The organism is Termitidicoccus mucosus (assembly GCF_038725785.1).
GTDB lineage: Bacteria > Verrucomicrobiota > Verrucomicrobiia > Opitutales > Opitutaceae > Termitidicoccus > Termitidicoccus mucosus.
In genome coordinates this window covers 6523774-6545186 of record NZ_CP109796.1, presented here as the reverse complement: position 1 = coordinate 6545186, position 21413 = coordinate 6523774, and the positions used below count along the sequence as shown (strand labels likewise).

The following is a 21413-nucleotide window of genomic DNA, read 5'->3' as shown; positions in this document are numbered from 1 at the left end:
CTTTCGTCAGGAACGAAGGAGAGAAAGAATAAAGAGAAAGAGGAAAGACAAGACACCCTGATTCGTGCGTGCTCATAAAACCTCCCTCCATTCCTTTCCGTATAAAATCACCTCGGGCTCCAGCGTGACGCCGGTTTTCTCCGCGACCCTGACGCGGACGATGCGCGCCAGCTCGATGATGTCGGTCGCGGTCGCGCCGCCGCGGTTGACGATGAAATTGGCATGCACGGCGGATACTTCCGCGCCGCCCACGCACTCGCCCTTCAGTCCGCATTCGTCGATGAGGCGTCCGGCGGCGGCGCCTTCCGGGTTCTTGAAAATGCAACCCGCGCTCGGCTCGCGCGGCTGGGATTCGCGGCGCTTGTCGCGGTAGGCGTCGAGCTGGCGGGCGATGTCCTCCGCCGGACGCGCCGCCGAAGGCCGCAGCAGCGCCCCGAGCGCGATGCCGCCGTCGCGCAACTCCGCGCAATGCCGGTAGCCCGTGTGCAACTCCGCGCGCGGCACCTCGCGCACCTCGCCGTCGCGCGTCATGAGGCGCACCCGCTCGACCACGTCGAAGGTCCACGCGCCCATCGCGCCGGCGTTCATGCGCAGCGCGCCGCCGAGATTGCCCGGAATGCCGTCCAAAAACTCGAACCCGCCCAGCCCGGCCTTGGCCGCGAGGCCGCAGAGATTTTTCAAACGCACGCCCGCGCCCGCCCATATGCCGCCGTCGCCGCGCGGTTCAAACGCCTGCCATGCCGGATGCGCGAGCGAGATGACGAGCCCGTCCACGCCCTCGTCGGGCACGATGAGATTCGAGCCGCGCCCGAGCAGAAAAACATCCAGCGCCCGCGCGCGGGCCTCGCGCAGCAATGCGCGCAGGTCCGTCTCGCCCGCCGGCTCGGCATAGATGCGCGCCGCGCCGCCCGCGCGCATCGTGGTCCTGGGCGCAAGCGGCTCCTCGTGGCGCACCTTGGTCTCGACCGACACGCTGCCGCGCAGGGCGACCGCGATGGTCGCCCAGCGGTTGGCCACGCGCCGGTATTCGTCGGCCAGCACGAGCCACTCGCGCGCGCGCCGGTCGATGTCGCCCGCGCCGACGAACGCCACCCAGTCGCCCGGCGTGACCGAGCGCGCGAGCACGGCCAGCATCACATCCGTCTTTCCATTGCAATAGACCACCGGCAGCGCGGGCGCGGCGCGGCGCAGCTCGCGATAAACGTCGATGGTGTGCCCGCCTTCCTGCGGGGGCTCGCCCGCCGGATAGACGTCGATGAGGGACACCCGGTCGGCCAGCGCGAGCGCGGCGGCGAAGTCGGCCTTGAAGCGCGCGGTGCGGCTGTGGCGGTGCGGCTGGAACACCACGATCAGCCGCCCCTTGCCCCCGATGCGCGCGCGCAGGCTGGCGAGCAGCGCGGAGATTTCCGCCGGATGATGCGCGTAGTCCTCGATAACGGTCAACTCGCTGTTGGCGAGCAGCACGGACTGGCGGCGGCGCACGCCGGGAAAGGCGGCGAGCAGATCGGGCGCGAGCGGCGCGCCCATCAGGTGCGCGGCGGCGAGCGCGGCGGCGGCGTTGGCGGCGTTGAACGCGCCAAGCGCGCGCACGGTCGCGGTCGCGATGGGAAAACGCCCGCCGAGCGCGAGAGCCTGGCGCCCGTCGGCGGGTGATTCGTTTTCGACACGAAAATCGAAGTCCGCGCCGGGACCGAAGGTGACGATCGATTCGCGCAGCGGCTGCCTGAGCCTGGCGCCGCCCGCAAAGGCGTTCGCGCCGAGCAGCACGGTTCCGCGCGTGCGTCCGAAGATGCCGGCAAACGCCGCCTCGATCGCGGCGGGCTCGCGGTAGTGGTCGGGATGATCCCAGTCGAGGTTTCCGGCCACGGTGATTTCGGGCGAAAAATTTTCTATCGTGCCGTCGCTCTCGTCGATTTCCGCGACGAGCCAGTCCGACCCGGCGGCGTCGGCGGGCGGCGTGGCATCGTCGTCAAAAAGCCCGCCGAGCACGTAGCCGGCGGGAAACCCCGCGCGGCGCAACGCGGTGACGAGCAGCGCGGTCGTGGTGGTCTTCCCGTGCGAGCCGCAGATGGCGACGAGTTTTTTTCCGCGCGCAATTTCGGCAAGAAGCTCGCCGCGGCGCACCACGTGGATGCCGCGCCCGCGCGCCGCGCCGACGGAGGGATGCCCGTCGCGCACCGCAGACGAGCACGCCACGAGATCGCACCGCCCCGGCAGGCCGCCAGTGGGCGTGAGCGCGATGCCGGCGCGTTCGAGTTGCGCGTGCATGACCCCGCTCATGTGGTCGTCCTCGCCGCTGACCTCGAAGCCGAGCCGCGCCAGATAAATCGCCAGCGGGCCGAGGCCCATGCCCGCGACACCCACGCAATGGATCGCGGCCACGGCGCGGCCAAAGAGCATCGGAAGCGGGGGCGGGGAGTTGTCGGAAGGGGCGGTCATGCGGCGGACAAAAACCGCGCGACGGGCGCGAAGCGTGTGGCGCAGGCATCCTGCCTGCCGTCGAAAACAGGCGCGCGAAGCGCGGTGAATATCGAGAGAACCGATTTTGCACCGAACCACCCGAGGTTGAAAAAAACAGAGCGCTTCGCGCAGAAAAAGGATGGCAGGCAGGATGCCTGCGCCATGAGACGGACGCGATTATTCCGGGGGTTTCTCACGCCGCACCTCCTTCGGCTTGCGGCTGCGCGGGCGCCTTCGGCTCGGACAGGCCGGCCAGCGCCTCCAGATCGTCGAGCAGGATGTCGAGCGAATTGGCGCGGTCCATGCGCTGGAGATTCTCGCGGAATTTCCGCAGCAAGCCGTCGTTGAAAATGATGTCGCCGACCTCGCGGGCTAGCGTATCCATCGCGGTTTCTCCGACGATGATGCCGCCGCCCTGCTGCTCGAAGAGGCGGGCGTTGGCGAGCTGGTGGTTGTCCGCCGCATGCGGATACGGGATGAGCACGGCGGGCGTGGCGCAGCGGATCAGTTCGGCAATGGTGCCCGCGCCGGCGCGCGACACGACGAGGTCGGCGGCGGAGAGCAGCGCGCCCATGCGGTCGCAGAAGGGCGAGAAAATCGTGCGGACGGCCTCGCCGTGGCGCGATGGATTTTCGATGGTTTCCGCGCCGCTTTTGCCGAGGCCGGTCACGCAGTAAACCTGCACGCCGACCTGCGCAAAGGCCGCCGCGTGGTCACGCGCCCAGGTGTTGAGCGACGACGCGCCCTGGCTGCCGCCGAGCACGGCGATCACCGGGCGCTGCGGGTCGAGGCCGAGCTGCGCGCGCGCGCCGGCGACGGGGATGCGGACGATTTCCTTGCGCACGGGCAGCCCCATGGTGCGCTGCACGGCGAGTGAGTGTCTCGAGAGGTGCGCGCCGGGCGGCAGGTAAACGCGGCGCGCCACCATGCTGAGCACGCGCACGGCGCGGCCGGGCACGCGGTTGGCCTCGTGGAGCGCCACCGGCACGCCGAGCAGCGAGCCCGCGAGCACGATGCCGGCCGAGGTGAAACCGCCGAAGCCGACGATGCCGACGGGGCGCTCGCGGCGCACGAGATTCGCGCAATAGGCGAACCCGTGCGCCTGGGTAAACACGAATTTGGCGAACCGGACCGGGTTGAGCGAAAGCGGCGAGCCGGGCACGCGCAGGAATGTCAGGTGCGGGTATTTTTCCGCGAGGCGCGAGTCCACTTTTTTCCGGCTGATCAACAGCGTGGCGGAGTAGCCGCGCGCGACGAGCCCCTCGGCCAGCGCGATGCCGGGCGAGAGGTGTCCGCCCGTTCCGCCGCAGGCGATGAGGAAGGTTTTTTTCGGCATGCTCATGGCTGGGTCTCCCTGCTGAATCTTTCTCTTTCCTCTTTCTCTTTATCTTTCTCCTGCGTCCTTTCCCCGCGCCGCGACAACGGGGAGAAAGAAGAAAGATCAAGAGAAAGAGGAAAGAGAAAGGAATCGATGGCGCTCATGTTTGCACGACCTCCCGCAGGGTCCGGCGGCGGGGCGAGAGGGCCGGGCGCGACCACGCCCTTTGCGTGTTCACGAAAATCCCGACGATGGCGCCCATGAGCAGCAGGTTCGACAGTCCCGCACTGACAAACGGCAGCGACATGCCCTTGGTGGGAAGCACGCCGGTGACGACACCCAGGTTGATGATAGCCTGCATCGAGAGCAGGAGCAGCGCGCCGCTCACGAGGAGAAATTGAAACAGATTCGGCGCGCGCCGCAGGTGCACGATGCCCGCGATGAATATGACGATGAACAGAGCCACCACGCCGATGGTGAAATACAGCCCGAGCTCCTCGCCGACGACCGAAAAGATGAAGTCGGTGTGCGCCTCGGGCAGGTAGTGCTGCTGCTGGAGGCCCTGGCCGAGCCCGGCGCCGTTCACGCCGCCGACCGCGAAGGCCGCGAGCGACTGGTAGAGCTGGTAGGTGCCGTCCTGCTTGTTGCCCTCCACGTCGAGAAACGCGGTGAAGCGGGTGAGCCGGTTCGGCATCAGATACACCATCAGCGAAAACGCCCCCGCGCCCGCGATGAGCGCCGCGAAAAGATAACGCCAGCGCACGCCGGCCAGAAAAAGCATCAGCACGCCGACCGCCATGATGAGCGCGGCGGTGCCCAGGTCGGGCTCCTTGGCGACGAGGCCGCCCGTGCAGACCACGATCACCATCGGGATGAGAAAGCCTCGCTTGAACCGGCCGATGAAGACCTGGTTGATCGCCAGATAATGCGCGAGGCAGAAGACCATCGCGATCTTGCCGATCTCGGAGACTTGCAGGCGCACCGGGCCGAGGCCCAGCCAGCGGCGGCTGCCGTTAACCGAGATACCGATGTGCGGAACCAGCACCAGCACGAGCAGGGCGAGCGCGCCGATCGCGATGAGTTTCACATGGCCGCGCGCCCACTCCAGGTCAATGCGGCTGACCACAAACCCGACGACAACCGCAAGGCCGACGCCGATGAGCTGTTTCGTGAGATAAAAGAACGGCGTCTTGGAAACCGTGGCGGTGGCGCTGAACAGCACCGTGAGCCCGAGAATCGTGAGGGCGATGGCGCACAACACGATGACCGCCGCCGGCGTGGGCGCGAGATGCGGGCGCGGAAAACGGATTTCAGACGAAAACGGGTCGGAGGTGCTGGATGGGCTGGCCATGCGGGTGGCGAAAGGCGGAGAGTGCCGAATGAACGAGTGATGAATGAGGGCGGTCGTGACAAAAATCTTTCTCTTTCCTCTTTATCTTTCTTCTTTCTCTCCTTCCGTTTCCCGCCCCCTGTCCCGCACGAAAATCAGCCGGACAGGAGGAGAAAGAAGAAAGATAAAGAGGAAAGAGGAAAGAGGAGGAAAGCGGGGCGGAGGGGTCACTGGCCTTGCGGAGTGACAGGGGATGGGGTTGGGGTTTCCTCCTCGATGGTGTTGACCGGCGGGGTGTCGAGCGGCGCGGAGGAGATCGGGCTGCTGCTCACCGGTGAACTCACCGGACTCGTGGAAACCGGGCTGGCCGGGGCCGGCGACGTCGTGCCGGTTTGCGCGGGCTGGGCGGGCTGCTCAAACGGCGATGCAGGCGCGCCGGGAATGACGAGCTGCTGGCCGGCCTGCAAACGGCGGGGATCGGAGATCTGGTTGGCCACGGCGATTTCGCGCTGCGGCACGCCGTATTTCTTCGCGATGCCGCCGAGCGTCTCGCCGCCCTGCACGGTATGGGTGATGGTCGTGGTCGGGACGTTGCCTTGGGCGCGGGCGGGCGCGGGCGTGGAAGCGGGTTCCGCATAAGACGGCGTGGACGCCGCCTCGGTCGCGGGCAGCGTGAGTTGCTGGCCGATGCTGATGGTGTTCGAGGCGAGCTTGTTCAGTTCCTTGATTTTCGCGACCGTGGTGTTGTGGCGGCGCGCGATGCGGTCGAGCGAATCGCCCGCCACGACGGTGTAGGTGCTGGTCGCCGACGCGGGCGCGGAGCCAACGGCGGCGCCGCCGGTTCCGGCGGCGGAGGCCGTGGCCGAGCCCGCGGGTTGCTTCGCGGGGATGAGGAGTTTCTGGCCGACTTTGAGGTTGTTGGATTTCAGGTTGTTCGCGGCTTTGATCTCATCCACGGACACGCCTTTTTTCCGGGAAATCGTCCACAGGCTGTCGCCGGAGACAACCGTGTAGGAGGAAAGCGGCACCACGCCGGTCACCTCAGTGGGCTGATAAAGCGGTTGCGCCGGCGCGGGCGTGCCAAAGCCGGAGAGCGGCGCGGATGGCGCGACGCCAAAATCCGAATACGACGGCGTCGCCGAAACCGGCCCGGATGCGGACGACGGGACGGGGGTGTTGACGCCGCTGCCGTCGTAGGGATTGCCCGAGGCCTGATAGTTGGCCGAGCCGTAGGCGCCGGCGGTCGGCGGAAGCTGCGAGGCATCGGGCGGCGGCGTGGACGACGTGCGCGCAGACGAGCGGCAGCCAGGCATGACAAAGGCGAAAATAAACACCGCGGCGTGCACCGCCACGACGGCACCAAATATTTTTAGGATTTTCATAAATGCTCCAAGTTGGACGTTGTGATTCGAAAGATACGCTGCTTTTTCAGTTGGAAATCGAAGGGGCTGGCAGGTCGCGCACAAGTTGCTCGAACTGGTCGCCGCGGTCTTGATAACTGCGGAACATATCAAAACTCGCGAAACCGGGACTAAGCAACACCGCATCTCCGCCGGCCGCATTTTCCGCAGCTTGTTGCACGGCATAGGCAAGCGTCGCGCAAGACGTGTGCGGCACGCCGCGGGCGCGGCAGGCAGCGGCCAGCACCGGCGCGGTGTCGCCGATGAGGAAGGCGTGTTTGACCCGGGGCGCGATGCGGGCCACGAAGGCCGCGATGTCGCCGCCCTTCGATTTGCCGCCGGCGATCAGGAGCACCGGCGCGGTGAAGCGGGTGAGCGCGCCCTCGACGGCGTGAAAGTTGGTCGCCTTCGAGTCGTTCCACCACGTCACGCCGCCGCGCTCCGCGACGCGCGAGAGGCGGTGGCGGGCGGGCCTGAAGCTGCGCGCGGCCTCGTAAAGCGCGGTCTCGGGCAGCCCGGCGCGGTGCCACCAGGCGGCGGCCATAAGAAAGTTCTCGCGCTGCGGGTAGTGCTCGAAAACCGTCCCGCGCAGGAGCACGTCCGCCGGCTGGCCCTCGGTTTCCACGCATGCATCCGGCGGCAGCACGCGGCCGCAGGACTCGGCGAAGCGCCGCACCGACGAGCCCGCGAGCATCACGCCGCCGACCGTGCGATCAAACAAACGCCACTTCGCCTCGAAATACGCGGCCATGCCGGGATGGCGCTCAAGGTGATCCTCGGCGATGTTGATCCAGAAGGCGGAATCGGCGCGGAAATACTTGAACACCTCCGCCTGGAACGAGCTCACCTCGCACACCGCGATTTCATCGAACACGCCGCCCTCGCGCTCCGCCACCAGCGCGGAAAACGGGTGGCCGACATTGCCGGTCGCGCCGGCGTGGCGCTTCGTGCTCTGGAGCGCGTGGGTGAGAAATTCGGTCAGCGTGGTTTTGCCGTTCGTGCCGGTGATGGCGATGATGGTGCCGCGCCAGAACAGGGCCGCGAAATCCAGCTCGCCGAGGCATTCGCAGCCAGCCGCGCGCGCGGTTTCCAGCCACGGATGCGCCGGCACGAAGCCGGGGCTGAACACCACCAGCCGGTGCGCGCGCGCGTCGGCTTCGGTGAACTCGCGACGCGCACCCTCCTGGCGTTCGTCGAAGAGCGCGCCTTGCGCGCCGAGTTTTTCGAGCAACACCATCACCGCCCGCCCGCTCACGCCGCCGCCCAGCACGGCGACAGGCTGCGCGAGAAGGGGTTTGATAAAGTCGTGAATGAGGAAGGGCATGAAGGGAGAAAATTAATAATTAAGAATTAAAAAATAGGGGTGCCGCCATGATGGAGAATAAGAATTGCAGGTGTGATTTGCATGGCTTGGGGATTAAATTATTAATTATTAATTTGTTTTTCACCGCAGTTTCAGCGTGCCCAGGCCGGCGAGGGCGCAGATCAGGGAGATGATCCAGAAACGCGCGACGACCTTCGTTTCCGGCCAGCCGCGTTTCTGAAAATGATGATGCACCGGCGCCATGAGGAAAAACCGCCGCCCCTCGCCATGGCGCCGCCGCGTGTATTTGAAAAAGCCGACTTGTATCATGACCGAGCAGGCCTCGGCCACGAACACGCCGCCAACGATAATGAGCGTGAAGGGCTGCTGCACCATGAAGGCGATCATGCCGATCAGGCCGCCGAGGGCGAGCGAACCGGTGTCGCCCATGAACACCTCGGCCGGGTGCGAGTTGAACCACAAAAACGACAATCCCGCGCCGACCAGCGCGCCGCATATCACCGCCAGTTCGCCCGTGCCGGGCACGAAGCTGATCAGCAGGTAGTCGGAGATGAACGTGTTGCCCGCCGCGTAGGCCATGATGCCGTAAACGAGCGCGACCGTGATCGTGCACCCGACCGCCAGCCCGTCGAGCCCGTCGGTGAGGTTGATCGCGTTGCTGAAACCCACGACCCACAGGAACATCATCACAAACAGGGCGAACATGCCCAGCCAGCCCGCAAAAATCCACACCGGTTGCTTCAGGAACGGCACCCACAGCTCGCGGATCTTTGCGGCGCTCACCGGCTCCATCAACAACGCTACGAGCGCGATGACGGTGATGAGCGTCTGCCAGAACATTTTCTCGCGCGACGAAATGCCGTCGCGGCTCTTGCGCACCACCTTCAGGTAGTCGTCGCGGAAACCGACCGCCGTCAGCGCGGCAAACACAAACAGCGCCACCATGATCCAGATGTTCGGCCGCGCCCAGAGCACGGTGCTCAAAAACACGGAGAGGAAAATCAACAACCCGCCCATCGTGGGCGTGTTCTTTTTGTCGAAGCGCACCGCGAGGTCGCCCGTGCGGTCGTCGTCGTAGTGCTGGCCGAACTTCAGCACGCGCAGCCGGTGGATCAGCCACGGCCCGAGCACGAAGCCGATCAGCGCGGCGGTGCCCGCGCCCATGAGCGTGCGGAAGGTGATGAACCGCAGCAGGCGCAGCGGCCCGAACCAGGATTCGTAATCGGCAAGGTAGCTGAGCATCAGCCGCGCCCTCCTGAAGTCATCGCGGCGGCCGGAGCCGGCGACTCGGTTTCGTAACGCACCGCGTAGTTCAACGGGATGCACCGGCGCGCCGCAGGGGCTTTGCTTGCGAAGCCCGCCCGACTGAGCCCGTGAGAATCAACGTGGTTTCGTGAAAACTTGTTGGGTGAAAGATTGTTTTGCGGCGGGATTTCCTCGTGTCCGGAATGTGTCGCCACGACGGGCTTCGCAAGCGAAGCCCCTGCGACGCGCGGCCTTGGCGCGAGGCCAAAGGCGAGCATGGCCCACGGGGTGGCGCTGCCGAGGTCGTCGATGATTTTGTGCAGCGCGGCGGCGGGCGTGAACACGCCTCCGGGCTCGCGGCAATAGATCGCCGGGGTCGCTGTTTTTGTCGCCATGCTCATGCCGCGCCTCCCTTCCCTGCCCCGGGCAGCACCTGCTCCAATGCGTAACGCCGGCTGCCCTTGATGAACACCGGGCCGCCAAATTCTTCCAAGCGTCCGATGACCCTGTCCTTTGTATCGAAAATAATAATACGAGATGCGTCCGCGCCGTATCCCATCGCGGCCTCCGCCACCGCGCCGGCGTGGCCGCCGGTGATGAAGAGTTCGTCCTGTGCGCGCAATTTCAGCGCGGCGCCGAGCGCGCGGTGATGGCGGTCCGCGTCGGGGCCGAGTTCCTCCATGCAGCCGAGCACGTAAAGGCGCGGCTCCTGTTCGGGGGCGAGCGCGTGGAAGGTTTCCAGCGCGTCGGCAAACGACGCGGGATTGGCGTTGTAGCAGTACCTGCTCAATGCGTAACGCCGGCTGCCGATGAACACCGGGCCGCCAAATCTCTGCGTCCGATGACCCTGTCCTTTGTATCGAAAATAATAATACGAGATGCGTCCGCGCCGTATCCCATCGCGGCCTCCGCCACCGCGCCGGCGTGGCCGCCGGTGATGAAGAGTTCGTCCTGTGCGCGCAATTTCAGCGCGGCGCCGAGCGCGCGGTGATGGCGGTCCGCGTCGGGGCCGAGTTCCTCCATGCAGCCGAGCACGTAAAGGCGCGGCTCCTGTTCGGGGGCGAGCGCGTGGAAGGTTTCCAGCGCGTCGGCAAACGACGCGGGATTGGCGTTGTAGCAGTCGAGGTAGAGCAGGCGTCCGCGCGCGTCGCGGCGGATTTCGCCGCGCCATTTCGCAGGTCGCCAGGCGTCGAGCGCCGTCTGTATCTGTAAATCGGATACTCCTAAGCGGGCGGCGAGGATGACGGCGAGCGCGGCGTTTTGCGCCATGCCACGCGTGACACGGCGGAATCTAAAATGACGCGTGCGGTCGATCGCCAACTCGGTGGCGCCAGCGGTGAACGTGGCCGTGTAGGTGGCGATGCGCGGCGCGGCGATGCTTTCCGTCTCCGGCGCGACCACGAGCGGGGGAAGCGACAAATCCTGGAAGGCCTTGAAGCCCCAGCATTGAGCGGAAATCACACCGACGCCACCGGACCGCACGTGGCGCAGCAGCACGGATTTTTCGCGCGCGACGCTTTCCACGCCGCCCAGTTCCTCGGTGTGCGCGGGCGCGACGAGCGTGATGATGCCGTGGTCGGGCTCGATCATCGCGGCCAGCGTCTCCATCTCGCCGGGCGCGCTGATGCCGGCCTCGATGACGGCGTGCGTGCGCGTGGCGGCGTCGAGGCGCGTGAGCGTGAGCGGCACGCCGATGTGGTTGTTCAGGTTGCCCTCGGTCGCAAGCACGGCGGGCGCGCCGCCGAGCAGGAGCGCGAGCAGGTCCTTGGTGGAGGTTTTCCCCGCGCTGCCGGAGATGGCGACGACGGTGCCGGGAAACGCGCGGCGGTGTTCGCGCGCGATGGATTGGAAGGCGGTGAGCGGGTCGGCGACGACGAGTTGCGGGAGCGCGACCGAGGCATCGGCGCGGGCGACGATGGCGGCGGACGCACCGGCGGCGCGGGCGGCGGAAAGGAAGTCGTGCCCGTCGCGTTTGCCGGTCGCGAGCGCGACAAACACGTCACCGTCGCGAAGCCCGCGCGTATCCTGCGAGAATCCGGTCAGCGGACGCCCGGGGGCCGCGGTCCATTGACCGCCGGTCCAGGCTGCAAGTTGCGCGGGGTTGAAGGTGGGCATGGGTGGTGTTTTTCGGAAAGCGCCTCAGTTTTTCAGCGTCTTGACGGCGATGAGCTCGCGGACGATCTGGCGGTCGTCGAAGGGGATGACGGTGTCGGCAAATTCCTGATACGACTCGTGGCCCTTGCCCGCGACGAGGAGGCAGTCGCCGGGCTGCGCGATGTCGAGGGCGTGGCCGATGGCGCGGCGGCGGTCCTCGATCCAGGTGATTTTGTCCGGCGCGGTGACGCCCGCCTTCATGTCGGCAAAGATCTGCGCGAGCGATTCGCCGCGCGGGTTGTCGGCAGTGGCGAAGGCGAAATCGGCCTGCTCCTGCACGGCGCGCACCATGAGCGGGCGCTTGGAGCGGTCGCGGTTGCCGCCGCAGCCGAACACGACGAGCAGGCGGCCGGGCGTGATGGCGCGGAGCATGCCGAGGGCGTTGCGGAGCGCGTCGTCGGTGTGCGCGTAATCGACGAGCACGTTGAAGGGCTGCCCCGCCTCGATGCGCTCCATGCGGCCGGCGACGCCGGGAAAGGTCTTGAGGCGCGGCATGAACACGACCGGGTCGCGGCCAAGCGCCCACGCGGTGGCGATGGCGGCGAGAAGGTTGCTGACGTTGTAGCGCCCGATGAGCGGGCTTTCGACCTGCATCGCGCCGCCGGGCCAGACGAGGCGGAAAGTGGTGTTCTTGAAGTTGAGCGACACGTCCTCGGCGCGGATTTGCGCGCGCGGGTTTTCGCCAAACGTGACGGTGCGCGAGCCCTCGGGGATGAGGGCGGCGAGCTTTTCGCCGTGCGGGTCGTCGAGATTGATGACGGCGAGCTTGGGCGCGGCGCCGGTCCCGCCGGTGAAGAGGCGCGTCTTCACCTCGAAATAGGAATCGAGCGTCTTGTGATAGTCGAGGTGATCGCGTGTCAGGTTGGTGAATACCGCGACGTTGAAACCCAGCCCGAGCACGCGCTGCTGGTCGATGCCGTGCGAGCTGACCTCCATCACGGCCTGGCGGCAGCCCGCGTCGCGCATTTGCGCGAGCATGCCGTAAATGTCCACGGACTCGGGCGTGGTCTTGAACGAGGGCACGGTGCGCGCGCCGAGGTCGTAGTTGATCGTGCCGATAAGGCCGACGCGCTGGTCGCCGTTGAGGAGATGCTTGACGAGATGGCTGACGGTGGTCTTGCCGTTGGTGCCGGTGACGCCGACGACGGACATGTCGCGGTCGGGGAAACGGTAGTAGCGCTGCGCGACGCGGGCGAGTTGCGCGCGCGGGTCGGCGACCTGGATGAAGGTGACTTTCGCGGGCGCGTGCACGGGAAGCTTGGCGGTGACGACGGCGACGGCGCCGCGCGTGACGGCCTCGTCGATGAAGCTGGAGCCGTCGGTGCGCAGGCCGGGCAGCGCAAAGAACAGGTTGCCCGGCACGACGCGGCGGCTGTCCATCACGATGCCGGAAATCGGGCGGTCGAGGGCTCCCTTGCTGGCGATGATCTCGCCAGCGCCAAAGTAATCGGACAGTTTCGGTGCCATTTTGAAAATCCTTTCTTCTGCGGTGACTGGTTTGCGGCGCGCGCGGCCGCGGGACGCCGCGGAGGCGGGCGCGGCGGCGAACGCGCGAAACGCGTTGATGAGGGAATGGTCGTGGGTGAGGTAGCCAATCATGGGCGCGAGCCTCCATGCGCGACGAACGCCCGCTGGGCGTTCGCGGCGGCAATGGGTTTGATGTCGAGATACGGGATGAGTTTTTCGGCCAGGTGCCTGAAACCGGGCGCGGCGACCTTGCTGCCGTAGCCGGCGGTGTTGGCGGGCGTGCGGCCGTCGTCCACGATGATGGTGATGACCACGCGGGGATTGCTCGCGGGCAGGAATCCGACGAAGGAGCCGACGTGGTTTTTCTTCGAGTAGCGGCCGTCGATGATTTTTTGCGCGGTGCCGGTCTTGCCCGCGACCTGGTAGCCGGGGATCTCGGCCACGGCGGCGGTGCCGCCGCGCGAGGCGACGCCTTGCAGCATGAACGCCATCTGCCCGGCCACGGCGGGCGAGATCACGCGCCGGACGCTTTCCCGTCCGTAGCGGAAAACCACCGCGCCCGAGGCGTCGCGGATTTCGCGCACGACCTGCGGGCGCAGCAGCTCGCCGCCGCTCGCGATGGCCGCCATCGCGCAGTGGATCTGGAGCGGCGTCGCGCTGACGGAATAGCCGGCGGGAATGCGCGTGATGTCGATGCCGCTCCATTTGCCGGGCGGATTGAGCATGCCGCTGATTTCGCCGCCGAAGGGAAAGCCGGTCTGCTCGCCGAAGCCGAAGGCGCGCGCGTAGTCGTAGAAGCGTTTGTCGCCGAGCCGCATCGCGAGGAGCGACGCGCCGCGGTTGCTGGAGCGGCTGATGATCTCCGCGACGGTGAGCGGGTGATCGTAGGCGTGGTCGTCGCGCATGAGGCGCAGGCTGCGACCGTTGTAGGTGGTGACGTCGGCCGAGCAATCGAAGCGCGTGTCGGGCGAGACGAGCCGTTCGTTGAGCGCGCCGGAGGCCGCGACGATCTTGAAGGTGGAGCCGGGGTCGAGCTGGCTGGCGATGGCGTTGTTCTTGAGCACTTCCATCGGCGCCTTGTTGAATTCGTTCAGGTTGAAAGTCGGGTAATTCGCCATCGCGAGCAGGAAGCCGCTTTGCGCGTCGCTCACGATGATGGTGGCATGCTGCGGATCGAACTCGCGCGCGATGGCGGCGAGTTCCTCCTCGGCCCAGTTTTGCACGACGGTGTCGAGCGAAAGCACGATGCTCCAGCCATCCTTCGGCGGCACGTCGCGGCTGCGGAACTGGGCGAGTTCGCGGCGCAGGCCGTCCTTCTCGGATTCGCGCCAGCCGTCATAGCCCGCGAGATAATTGTTGAGATACGCCTCGATGCCGGAGGCGGCGACGTCCTCCTTGTTGACGAAACCGACGATGTGCGCGGCGAGCTGGCTGTGCGGATACACGCGGCGGTAAACCCGCTGCCCGTAAACACCGCGGACACCGAGCTTGTTTACTTCCTCGTAAAGGCTTTCCGGGATTTCGTCGCAGAGTTTCGCCCAGCGAATCTCGCGCCCGGCGCCGGCGGCGGACTCGCGGGTCTTGGTCAGGAACACCAGGCGAAGTTTGTTGACCGGCAGGCCGAGCAACCGGGCCAGCTCCGGCCACTTCGGCTCGTCCTCGGGCCGCAAGGCCTGCGGATCGACGCCGAGCTCGATCATCGAGCGGCTGGTGGCAAGGATGTCGCCGCGCGCGTCGAGGATGTCGCCGCGGCGCGCGTGCACCGTGGTGGATTGCTGGCGGGATTTCTCGACCGCGGCGAGATAGATGTCGCGGTCGATGACGTGCAGATACACCAGCTTCACGCCCACGCCGGCGAAGCACAGCAGCACCGCCACGGCGAGCAGGGCGACCCGGTAATTGGATGCGAATCCGCGCGACGACATACCCGGTCAGCGCGCGCCCCCCAGCACGTAACGGACCGGCTGCGCCGCGGGAGTCGCGGCGGACCGGCTGTTGTTGCGGTTGAAGTCGGGGGCCGGACCGTCGCGTCCGGCGAGGATTTCCGCGTTGCGTTTCGCGGCGAGGCGGCGCTCCGGCAGTTCGTCCACGCGCACGATCTGGCGTTCCTGCACCTGCGCGAGGCCGAGCGTCCATTGCTGGTTGCGGCGGTTGAGCGCGTCGAGCGTCTGCTCGGCGGCGACAGCCGCGGTCACCTCGGCCTGCCTGCGGTCGGCCTCGACGACCTGCTGCTCGACCTGCTTGATGCGGTTGGCCGTCGCGGCGATGGCCTGGCGCTGCCAGACCGCGGTCACGCCACCCGCCCCGGCCAGGCCGATGAGCAGCAGCGAGTAGACCAGCATCTGGCTGACAAAGGCGTTTGTATTCGTTTTTTTCATACGCGGACGCGAAAGGGGAAAATTGCTCGTTGGTTGTGTGTTTGTTTTATGGATACGTCCGCGGCGCTCAGAGTTTTCGCAGCGCGCGGAGGCGGGCGGAGCGGCTGCGCGGGTTGGCGGCGAGCTCGGCCTCGCCCGGTGTGACGGGCTTGCGCGTGAGCGGCTCGGCGTGCTTCTCGCGGAGCTGCTGCGGCGTGTGGTCGGAGGCGTTTTCCGGCTGGCCGCACTGGCGGCGGAAATAGCGCTTCACGATGCGGTCCTCCAGCGAATGGAAGCTGATCACGCAAAGCGCGCCGCCGGGGGCGAGCCGCTCAAACGCCGCGGGCAGCGCGCGCTCGATGGCGCCGAGCTCGTCGTTGACCGCGATGCGGATGCCCTGGAACGCCCGCGTGGCGGGATGGATTTTCGAGGCGTGGCGCTCGCGGGCCGGGATCGCGGCGCCGACCAGGCCGGCGAGCGAGGCGGTGCGGGCCAACGCGCCGGTGCCGCGCGCGTCGATGATCGCCCGGACGACGCGTCGCCAGTTGCGCTCCTCCCCGTAGTCGCGGACGGCGCGCACGAGCATCTCCTCGGTGGCGGTTTCCAGCCAGAGCGCGGCCGGCACGCCGGAACGCGGGTCCATGCGCATGTCGGCGGGCGCGTCGAGGCGGAAGGAAAAACCGCGTTCCGCCTCGTCGAGTTGGAAGGACGAGAGGCCGAGGTCGAAGAGCACGCCGTCGAAATTGTTTTCCGGCAGGTCGGCGAGGCGGCCGAAATCAGTATTTATAAGTTGAATACGCCCGGAAAACTCCCCCGCGAGCGCGGCGGCGCGGGCGGCGGCCGCGGGATCGCGGTCATAGGCGGTCACGCGGGAGCCGGGGGCGGCCTCGAGGATGGCGCGGGTGTGGCCCCCGCCGCCGAAGGTGCCGTCGAGATAGCGTCCGCCCTCGCGCGGCGCGAGCAGCGTGATCACCTCATGCAGGAGAACGGGGAAGTGTCCGGTTGCCATGGCGGGAGTCTCCGTTTCATGCAGCATGGCGGGAGTCGGCCGCCTCGGGCCGGATTTCTCCGTCCAGGGGAAGCACACCGCGGAGGCGCGGGTTTTGTTTTTCCTTGATGGGATGCAGCACGAGTTCCGCGCAAACGCGCGGTCGCACGCGGCCGCAGGCCGGCACGACGGGGGACGCGGCACCCGGGCGCGGCACGGTGGTGCGCGAAAGGCGGTGGTGCCAGATGCGCGCGGCGGCGAAACCGGAGAGACGGACGCGGGAATTGTGCGCTTCGTTGTCCATGGGCTCAGATTCCGATGCGGCGCATGATGTCGCCGAGGTTGTCGCCCGCGGTGCGCTCCTCGACTTTCGTCCAGCGCGCGGGGCTGTAGATGTTGAACTTGGAGAGCGTGCCGACGAGGACGGCGTCCTTGTCGATGCCGGCGTGGGCGCGCAGTTCGTCGGTCAGGCTGATGCGGCCCTGCTTGTCGAAGGTGAACGCGTGCGAGGCGGCAAAAAAGCGCGCAAACGCATCCTGGGCATCGCGGTCGGTCAACGCCTTCTGGGCGGCCTTCTCATAAAGTTTTTCGACTTCCACCGGGGGCAGCACCGCGACGTAACCATCGGGATGAGGCGTGGCGAGGAAGGTGTCGCTTGCCCCGTGCGCAGCGCGCCACGCCGACGGAATCGTGAGCCGATTCTTGTCGTCCAACGTGTGCCGGAAGAGCCCGGTATAAAACGCTTTGACGGGTTGAGACATGAGAAGTGAGCTAATTTCGCCCCAAAACGCCCCATTTCAACCCACTTTACCCCATTTTGGTCAAGTAAACTCCGTCGCCGAATGCCATTTTCTGACAAAAAGTTATTCACAAGCTGTTGTGAATTGTAAGAAAGCCGAATTCCGCGGCCGGAAACATGTCCGCAGCAGGGTGAACCTAGTTCGCACCCTTGAGGCAAACCGCCGGTTCTCGTTATCCATCCCCTATCACGTAGTCCAGCATCGCCTTTTCGCACTCGGTTTTTTCGTAATGATGATTACCATGTCCTGCCTTGGCAGGTGATGCTGATGCGCGACGATTGAGCGGCGACGATGCCGGCGACGGAGAAAGCTCAATATAGGAATCTCGACAGGAAGCGCTTGGCGCGGTCGGTGTCCGGCGCCGTGAAGAATTTCCCGGGTGTATTGATTTCGCAAATACGACCTTCGTCCATGAACACGATGCGGTCCGCGACCGCCCGGGCGAAGCCCATCTCGTGGGTCACGATCACCATCGTCATGCCGTTCCTCGCCAGCCCCAGAATGACGTCGAGCACCTCGCGCACCATCTCGGGATCGAGCGCGGCGGTAACTTCGTCGAACAGCATCACCTCCGGGTTCATGCACAGCGCGCGCACGATGGCGATGCGCTGCTTTTGGCCGCCGGAAAGCTGGCGGGGAAAGGAGTCGAGCCGGTCGGCCAGCCCGACGCGTTCGAGCAAACTCCCGGCTTGGCGGAGCGCTTCCGCGCGAGGACGTTTTTGGACGTGCACGGGGCCGAGCAGCAGATTGTCGCGCACGGAAAGATGGGGAAACAGTTCGTAGCTTTGAAACACCATCCCGATGCGCTGGCGCACCGGTCGCCAGTCGGTGCCGGGCAACGCCAGGTCGCTCCCGTGAAAATAAATCGAGCCGGCCTGCACCGTTTCGAGCCCGTTCAGGCAGCGCAGGAAAGTGCTTTTGCCGCAACCCGACGGCCCGAGGATCACCACGACTTCTTTCGCGTGGATCGCGAGCGAGACGTGGTCGAGCGCCTTGCGCGTGTCATAAAACTTCGTCACGCGGACGGCATCGAGGAGCACGGAGGCGTTGGCGGTGGTTGTCATACCATTTCCGAACCCTTTATAGACTTATCAAGGCAAGGCGAAGCCTTCGGCTGTACCGCGGCTCGGCGGGGACGCCTCGCCCTACCTAAAATATAAATTCCGTTCGGAGATGGTATCATGCTTCAGTTGAATTTCTTTTCCATCCTCCGGGACAGGCGGGAGAGCGGATAGCAGAGGGCGAAAAACAGGAGCAGCAGGAAGGCATACAGCACGAAAGGCTCCTTGGTGCGCTCGATGATCTGCTGGCTGCGCTTGACCACGTCCACCACGCCGACAAGCACGACGAGCGAGGTGGTCTTTATGATGCGGGTGACGAGGTTGATGGCCCCCGGCAGCATGCGCCTCACGGCCTGCGGAAGGATGACGCGCAGGTGGAGCTGCGCGCCGGAAAGCCCGATGGCGCGGCCCGCGTCGTATTGCGCCCGCGGGATGGTCTTCAGCGCTCCTCGCACGATGTCGCTCATCTCCGACGCACCCCAAAGCGAAAACACCAGCACGGCGACGAACGCGCCCGGGAGGTCGAGGTTGAAGGCCGACGGCACGGCAAAGAAAAAGACAAAGAGCCACACCAGGATCGGAATGACGCGAAAAAGCTCGAGGTAGGCGCGGGCCGCCGCCTGCACCACCGCGTTGTTCCACGACGCGCGCACCATGCCGAGAATGGCGCCGCCGATGACCGAGAAAAACGTGGACGCCAGCGCAATGCCGAGCGTCGCCCAAAGCCCGTCGAGCAGCAGCGGCGCGTTTTGCCAGAGTGTTTCAAGCGCGTGGATCATCTTTGTCGAGGGCCGGGTCAGCCGAACTCCGCGCGCCGCACCGCCTTTTCCAGCCGGGAAAAGAGCAGCGAGACGGGAACGACCAGAATCACGTAGGCCGCCACGAGGAGGACGAGCGATTCGGTGGTTTTATAATAAAGACCGATGAGGTCCTGGGTGAGATGCATGAGGTCGGCCACGGCGATGACGCCCACGACGGAGGTTTCCTTGAGGAGAAAAATGCAGTTGGCGGCGAGCGCGGGCGTGGCGGAGACCAGAGCCTGCGGGAGCACGACGAGACGCGCGATCTGCGGGCGGGAGAGCCCGATGCCGAGCGCGGACTCGATCTGGGGGCGGCCCACCGCCTCGATGCCGGCGCGCAGGGCCTCGATCATGTAACCGCCGCCGAGGAAGGTGAGGCCGAGGAGCGCGCAGGTGAAGCCGCTCCATTTGATGCCGATGGCGGGCAGGCCGAAATAAAGAAAGAAAAGCTGGGCGAGAAGGGGGGTGTTGCGCGAGAACTCGACATAGGCCGCGACCACGCGCCGGAGCACCGGTGTGCGAAAATGGAGGATCAGGCTGCCCGGCAACCCGACCAGCAGAGAGCCGAGAATGGCCCCGAGGCCGAGCGCCAGCGTGAGCAGCAGCGCCTTCCCGTAATGCGGGAGGTGAAGCACGATAAACTCGAAATCTAACGAGGGCATTGCTGAGAAAAATCGCGTGGCCGGCTGTTCAAGTGGTCAAATATGTCGCAGTGGATCGGTTTCATCTGTCCGGGTCGGCGCGAAGTGCAGGGTCTCGAGGATGCGGAGCCGGAGCGCGACGAACTCCGGGGCGTTGCGCACACGGGGGAAATGCGCGCCGGGCACGATCTCCTCCTGCACGCGCCCGGGACGCGGCGTGAAGATCACGATGCGGTCGCTCAGGTAAAGCGCCTCGTCGATGTCGTGCGTCACCAGCAGCACCGTCGTGCCGCGCCGGCGGACAAGCGCGCGGATTTCGTCCTGCATCGCCATCCGCGTGAAGGCGTCGAGCGCGCCAAGCGGTTCGTCGAGCAGGAGGACCGAGGGGCGGTTGACCAGCGCCCGGGCGAGGGCGGCGCGCTGCGCCATGCCGCCGGAGAGATGGTGCGGAAGCGCGTCGGCAAAACCGGCGAGGCCGATGCGCCGGATGAGATCGTCGGCCTCGGCGGCCCACTCGCGGCGGCTGGCGTGCAGGTTGGGGCCGAAGGCGATGTTTTGCCGGATCGTGAGCCAGGGAAAAAGGTTAGGGTCCTGGAAAACGAAGCCCACCTGGGTGCCCGGCCCGGCGACCTGTCTGCCGTTGACCAGCGTGTGGCCGGCGGTGGCGATTTCGAGCCCCGAGACGATGCGCAGCAGGGTGGACTTGCCGCAGCCGCTCGGCCCGACCAGCGAGACAAATTCGCCCGTCCCGACGGACAGGTCGATGTCGTGCAGCGCCACGATTTCCCGTCCGGCATCAGGGTCGGAAAAAACCTTGCGGACGCCTGCGAGTTGGACGGAGGGCGCCGGTGTCTCTGCCTTGCCGATTACCATTTGATGAGTCCCTGTTGCCAGCGGAGCACGCGGTCGCGCACATAAAAGAGCACGGTCATGAGCCCGGAAAAAAAGACGGCCATGAGCAGGAGCGCGGCAAAAACCTTGTGATATTCGGCCCAGGTCTGCGCCCAGTTAATATACCAGCCGAGACCGGCCTTCACCCCGATCATCTCGGCCACGACCAGCGTGATGAACGACATCGAGAGCGCCATGAAGAGGCCGACAAAAATCGACGGCAGCGCCGAGGGAATGGCGACGCGGCGGATCAACTGCCCGGCGGTGGCCCCGAGCGTGCGCGCCACCTCCAAGTGGCTGTGGCGCACGTTGGCGATGCCCGAACTGCTGAGGATCACCATCGGGAAAAAACTCGCCACCGCGATGATGAACGTGCTCGCGCCGAACGTCGTGGGGAACAGCACCAGCGCGAGCGGAATCCAGGCCGTCGCGGGCACCGGCCCGAAAAACTTCAGCACCGGCATACCCCAGTAACGCACCTGCCGGCTCCAGCCAAACCAGACGCCGATGGCAAACCCGGCCGCGCTCCCGGCAGCGTAGCCGAGCAAAAGGAGCCGGAACGAATGCAGCGCGCTTTGCGAAAGCAGCCCGATGTCCTCGCGCAACGCCGCAAAAACCCGGTCCGGCCCGGGGAAATACGGCATGGGCAGCAGCGCGAGCTTGCCCGTGAGCACCTGCCAGAGCGCGAGTCCGGCGACGCCCGCGCCGAGCAGCGGGCCGTAATGGCGCAACAGTTTCCTTGCCCTCGCCGAGAAAAATCCCGCCCCGGCCAGCAACAGCCAGCCGGCGGCGACCACGGCCAATGCGCGCGGATACACGGGATCGTCCGCCGGCGGCGTGCGGCCGGACCAGAAAGCGTGTATCGAAAACGCCACTATGACCGCCGCCGGCGGCAGCAGCGCGACCCGGGGCAGGACAAAAAACCGGGCGGCGGCGGACGGCGGCGGCGTTTCAGCGGACGGCGGCAGGCTCATGGAAAGTCGGTGGTGTTTTTCTGGTGACAAGAGAGACGCGGCAGCGCGTAGCGCAGGCATCCCGCCTGCCATTCGATATGCTGCGCGAAGCGCGGTGACCTTCGGCTTGGAATGCGGCGCTTCGCGCCTTCTTTTCGACGGCAGGCAGGATGCCTGCGCTACGCGCGCTGCCGCGCGAACCTGGAATCACGCCAGAGGGATGC

General features: G+C 66.2%; 21 protein-coding genes. All 21 read right to left on the bottom strand.

Going from position 1 to position 21413, the window contains the following annotated elements:
• Window positions 1-72: 72 nt before the first annotated feature.
• Window positions 73-2439: a UDP-N-acetylmuramate dehydrogenase gene (gene murB / locus OH491_RS23215; protein ID WP_334319030.1), complete on the bottom strand. Its 2367-nt coding sequence runs from the start codon at window positions 2437-2439 to the stop codon at window positions 73-75.
• 214 nt (window positions 2440-2653) lie between these two features.
• Window positions 2654-3802, bottom strand: coding sequence for a UDP-N-acetylglucosamine--N-acetylmuramyl-(pentapeptide) pyrophosphoryl-undecaprenol N-acetylglucosamine transferase (locus OH491_RS23210; RefSeq protein WP_068768830.1), 1149 nt, complete (start codon window positions 3800-3802; stop codon window positions 2654-2656).
• Window positions 3799-3942, bottom strand: a complete 144-nt coding sequence (locus OH491_RS23205; protein WP_334319031.1) for a hypothetical protein — start codon at window positions 3940-3942, stop codon at window positions 3799-3801. The genes OH491_RS23210 and OH491_RS23205 overlap by 4 nt, the downstream gene beginning before the upstream one ends.
• Window positions 3939-5129 carry an FtsW/RodA/SpoVE family cell cycle protein gene (locus tag OH491_RS23200; protein ID WP_084441834.1) on the bottom strand — a complete coding sequence of 397 codons (1191 nt, stop codon included), beginning with the start codon at window positions 5127-5129 and terminating at the stop codon, window positions 3939-3941. The genes OH491_RS23205 and OH491_RS23200 overlap by 4 nt, the downstream gene beginning before the upstream one ends.
• 206 nt (window positions 5130-5335) lie before the next feature.
• Complete coding sequence (locus OH491_RS23195; RefSeq protein ID WP_342750724.1) at window positions 5336-6490, bottom strand: LysM peptidoglycan-binding domain-containing protein; 1155 nt, start codon at window positions 6488-6490, stop codon at window positions 5336-5338.
• Between the two features lie 46 nt (window positions 6491-6536).
• Complete coding sequence (gene murD, locus OH491_RS23190; protein ID WP_068768831.1) at window positions 6537-7832, bottom strand: UDP-N-acetylmuramoyl-L-alanine--D-glutamate ligase; 1296 nt, start codon at window positions 7830-7832, stop codon at window positions 6537-6539.
• 120 nt (window positions 7833-7952) lie between these two features.
• On the bottom strand, window positions 7953-9074 hold the full coding sequence (gene mraY, locus OH491_RS23185; protein WP_084441835.1) for a phospho-N-acetylmuramoyl-pentapeptide-transferase: 1122 nt from the start codon (window positions 9072-9074) through the stop codon (window positions 7953-7955).
• Window positions 9074-9472 carry a hypothetical protein gene (locus OH491_RS23180; RefSeq protein WP_068768832.1) on the bottom strand — a complete coding sequence of 133 codons (399 nt, stop codon included), beginning with the start codon at window positions 9470-9472 and terminating at the stop codon, window positions 9074-9076. Before OH491_RS23180 ends, mraY begins: the two co-directional genes overlap by 1 nt.
• Before the next feature lie 2 nt (window positions 9473-9474).
• Entirely contained in the window at window positions 9475-9894 is a 420-nt protein-coding gene (locus OH491_RS23175) for a glutamate ligase domain-containing protein (protein ID WP_342750723.1), read from the bottom strand.
• Window positions 9864-11192, bottom strand: coding sequence for a UDP-N-acetylmuramoyl-tripeptide--D-alanyl-D-alanine ligase (locus tag OH491_RS23170; protein WP_342750722.1), 1329 nt, complete (start codon window positions 11190-11192; stop codon window positions 9864-9866). Before OH491_RS23170 ends, OH491_RS23175 begins: the two co-directional genes overlap by 31 nt.
• A 24-nt stretch (window positions 11193-11216) precedes the next feature.
• A complete protein-coding gene (locus OH491_RS23165; RefSeq protein WP_334319034.1) occupies window positions 11217-12698 on the bottom strand; it encodes a UDP-N-acetylmuramoyl-L-alanyl-D-glutamate--2,6-diaminopimelate ligase in 1482 nt (493 codons plus the stop codon).
• Window positions 12699-12826: 128 nt separating this feature from the next.
• Window positions 12827-14623: a peptidoglycan D,D-transpeptidase FtsI family protein gene (locus OH491_RS23160; protein ID WP_068768835.1), complete on the bottom strand. Its 1797-nt coding sequence runs from the start codon at window positions 14621-14623 to the stop codon at window positions 12827-12829.
• Between the two features lie 6 nt (window positions 14624-14629).
• The gene (locus OH491_RS23155) at window positions 14630-15076 is read right to left on the bottom strand and encodes a hypothetical protein (RefSeq protein WP_068768836.1); all 447 of its coding nucleotides are present in this window, start codon (window positions 15074-15076) and stop codon (window positions 14630-14632) included.
• Between the two features lie 67 nt (window positions 15077-15143).
• Entirely contained in the window at window positions 15144-16064 is a 921-nt protein-coding gene (gene rsmH / locus OH491_RS23150; protein WP_084442041.1) for a 16S rRNA (cytosine(1402)-N(4))-methyltransferase RsmH, read from the bottom strand.
• Between the two features lie 16 nt (window positions 16065-16080).
• Window positions 16081-16347, bottom strand: coding sequence for a hypothetical protein (locus OH491_RS23145; RefSeq protein ID WP_068768838.1), 267 nt, complete (start codon window positions 16345-16347; stop codon window positions 16081-16083).
• A 4-nt stretch (window positions 16348-16351) separates the two neighbouring features.
• Entirely contained in the window at window positions 16352-16804 is a 453-nt protein-coding gene (locus OH491_RS23140; protein WP_068768839.1) for a division/cell wall cluster transcriptional repressor MraZ, read from the bottom strand.
• 350 nt (window positions 16805-17154) lie between these two features.
• Window positions 17155-17907, bottom strand: a complete 753-nt coding sequence (locus tag OH491_RS23135; RefSeq protein WP_068768840.1) for an amino acid ABC transporter ATP-binding protein — start codon at window positions 17905-17907, stop codon at window positions 17155-17157.
• A 122-nt stretch (window positions 17908-18029) separates the two neighbouring features.
• Window positions 18030-18683, bottom strand: coding sequence for an amino acid ABC transporter permease (locus OH491_RS23130; protein WP_068768841.1), 654 nt, complete (start codon window positions 18681-18683; stop codon window positions 18030-18032).
• 17 nt (window positions 18684-18700) lie between these two features.
• A complete protein-coding gene (locus OH491_RS23125) occupies window positions 18701-19366 on the bottom strand; it encodes an amino acid ABC transporter permease (RefSeq protein ID WP_068768842.1) in 666 nt (221 codons plus the stop codon).
• Window positions 19367-19402: 36 nt separating this feature from the next.
• Entirely contained in the window at window positions 19403-20218 is an 816-nt protein-coding gene (locus OH491_RS23120) for an ABC transporter ATP-binding protein (protein WP_068768843.1), read from the bottom strand.
• Window positions 20212-21210, bottom strand: coding sequence for an ABC transporter permease (locus tag OH491_RS23115; protein ID WP_084441836.1), 999 nt, complete (start codon window positions 21208-21210; stop codon window positions 20212-20214). The genes OH491_RS23120 and OH491_RS23115 overlap by 7 nt, the downstream gene beginning before the upstream one ends.
• Window positions 21211-21413: the final 203 nt, after the last annotated feature.

Excerpts from the sequence above, each read along its gene's own strand:
- murB (WP_334319030.1), bottom strand. The coding sequence starts at position 2,439 with ATGACCGCCCCTTCCGACAACTCCCCGCCCCCGCTTCCGATGCTCTTT.
- OH491_RS23210 (WP_068768830.1), bottom strand. The coding sequence starts at position 3,802 with ATGAGCATGCCGAAAAAAACCTTCCTCATCGCCTGCGGCGGAACGGGC.
- OH491_RS23205 (WP_334319031.1), bottom strand. The coding sequence starts at position 3,942 with ATGAGCGCCATCGATTCCTTTCTCTTTCCTCTTTCTCTTGATCTTTCT.
- OH491_RS23200 (WP_084441834.1), bottom strand. The coding sequence starts at position 5,129 with ATGGCCAGCCCATCCAGCACCTCCGACCCGTTTTCGTCTGAAATCCGT.
- OH491_RS23195 (WP_342750724.1), bottom strand. The coding sequence starts at position 6,490 with ATGAAAATCCTAAAAATATTTGGTGCCGTCGTGGCGGTGCACGCCGCG.
- murD (WP_068768831.1), bottom strand. The coding sequence starts at position 7,832 with ATGCCCTTCCTCATTCACGACTTTATCAAACCCCTTCTCGCGCAGCCT.
- mraY (WP_084441835.1), bottom strand. The coding sequence starts at position 9,074 with ATGCTCAGCTACCTTGCCGATTACGAATCCTGGTTCGGGCCGCTGCGC.
- OH491_RS23180 (WP_068768832.1), bottom strand. The coding sequence starts at position 9,472 with ATGGCGACAAAAACAGCGACCCCGGCGATCTATTGCCGCGAGCCCGGA.
- OH491_RS23170 (WP_342750722.1), bottom strand. The coding sequence starts at position 11,192 with ATGCCCACCTTCAACCCCGCGCAACTTGCAGCCTGGACCGGCGGTCAA.
- OH491_RS23165 (WP_334319034.1), bottom strand. The coding sequence starts at position 12,698 with ATGGCACCGAAACTGTCCGATTACTTTGGCGCTGGCGAGATCATCGCC.
- OH491_RS23160 (WP_068768835.1), bottom strand. The coding sequence starts at position 14,623 with ATGTCGTCGCGCGGATTCGCATCCAATTACCGGGTCGCCCTGCTCGCC.
- OH491_RS23155 (WP_068768836.1), bottom strand. The coding sequence starts at position 15,076 with ATGAAAAAAACGAATACAAACGCCTTTGTCAGCCAGATGCTGGTCTAC.
- rsmH (WP_084442041.1), bottom strand. The coding sequence starts at position 16,064 with ATGGCAACCGGACACTTCCCCGTTCTCCTGCATGAGGTGATCACGCTG.
- OH491_RS23145 (WP_068768838.1), bottom strand. The coding sequence starts at position 16,347 with ATGGACAACGAAGCGCACAATTCCCGCGTCCGTCTCTCCGGTTTCGCC.
- OH491_RS23140 (WP_068768839.1), bottom strand. The coding sequence starts at position 16,804 with ATGTCTCAACCCGTCAAAGCGTTTTATACCGGGCTCTTCCGGCACACG.
- OH491_RS23135 (WP_068768840.1), bottom strand. The coding sequence starts at position 17,907 with ATGACAACCACCGCCAACGCCTCCGTGCTCCTCGATGCCGTCCGCGTG.
- OH491_RS23130 (WP_068768841.1), bottom strand. The coding sequence starts at position 18,683 with ATGATCCACGCGCTTGAAACACTCTGGCAAAACGCGCCGCTGCTGCTC.
- OH491_RS23125 (WP_068768842.1), bottom strand. The coding sequence starts at position 19,366 with ATGCCCTCGTTAGATTTCGAGTTTATCGTGCTTCACCTCCCGCATTAC.
- OH491_RS23120 (WP_068768843.1), bottom strand. The coding sequence starts at position 20,218 with ATGGTAATCGGCAAGGCAGAGACACCGGCGCCCTCCGTCCAACTCGCA.
- OH491_RS23115 (WP_084441836.1), bottom strand. The coding sequence starts at position 21,210 with ATGAGCCTGCCGCCGTCCGCTGAAACGCCGCCGCCGTCCGCCGCCGCC.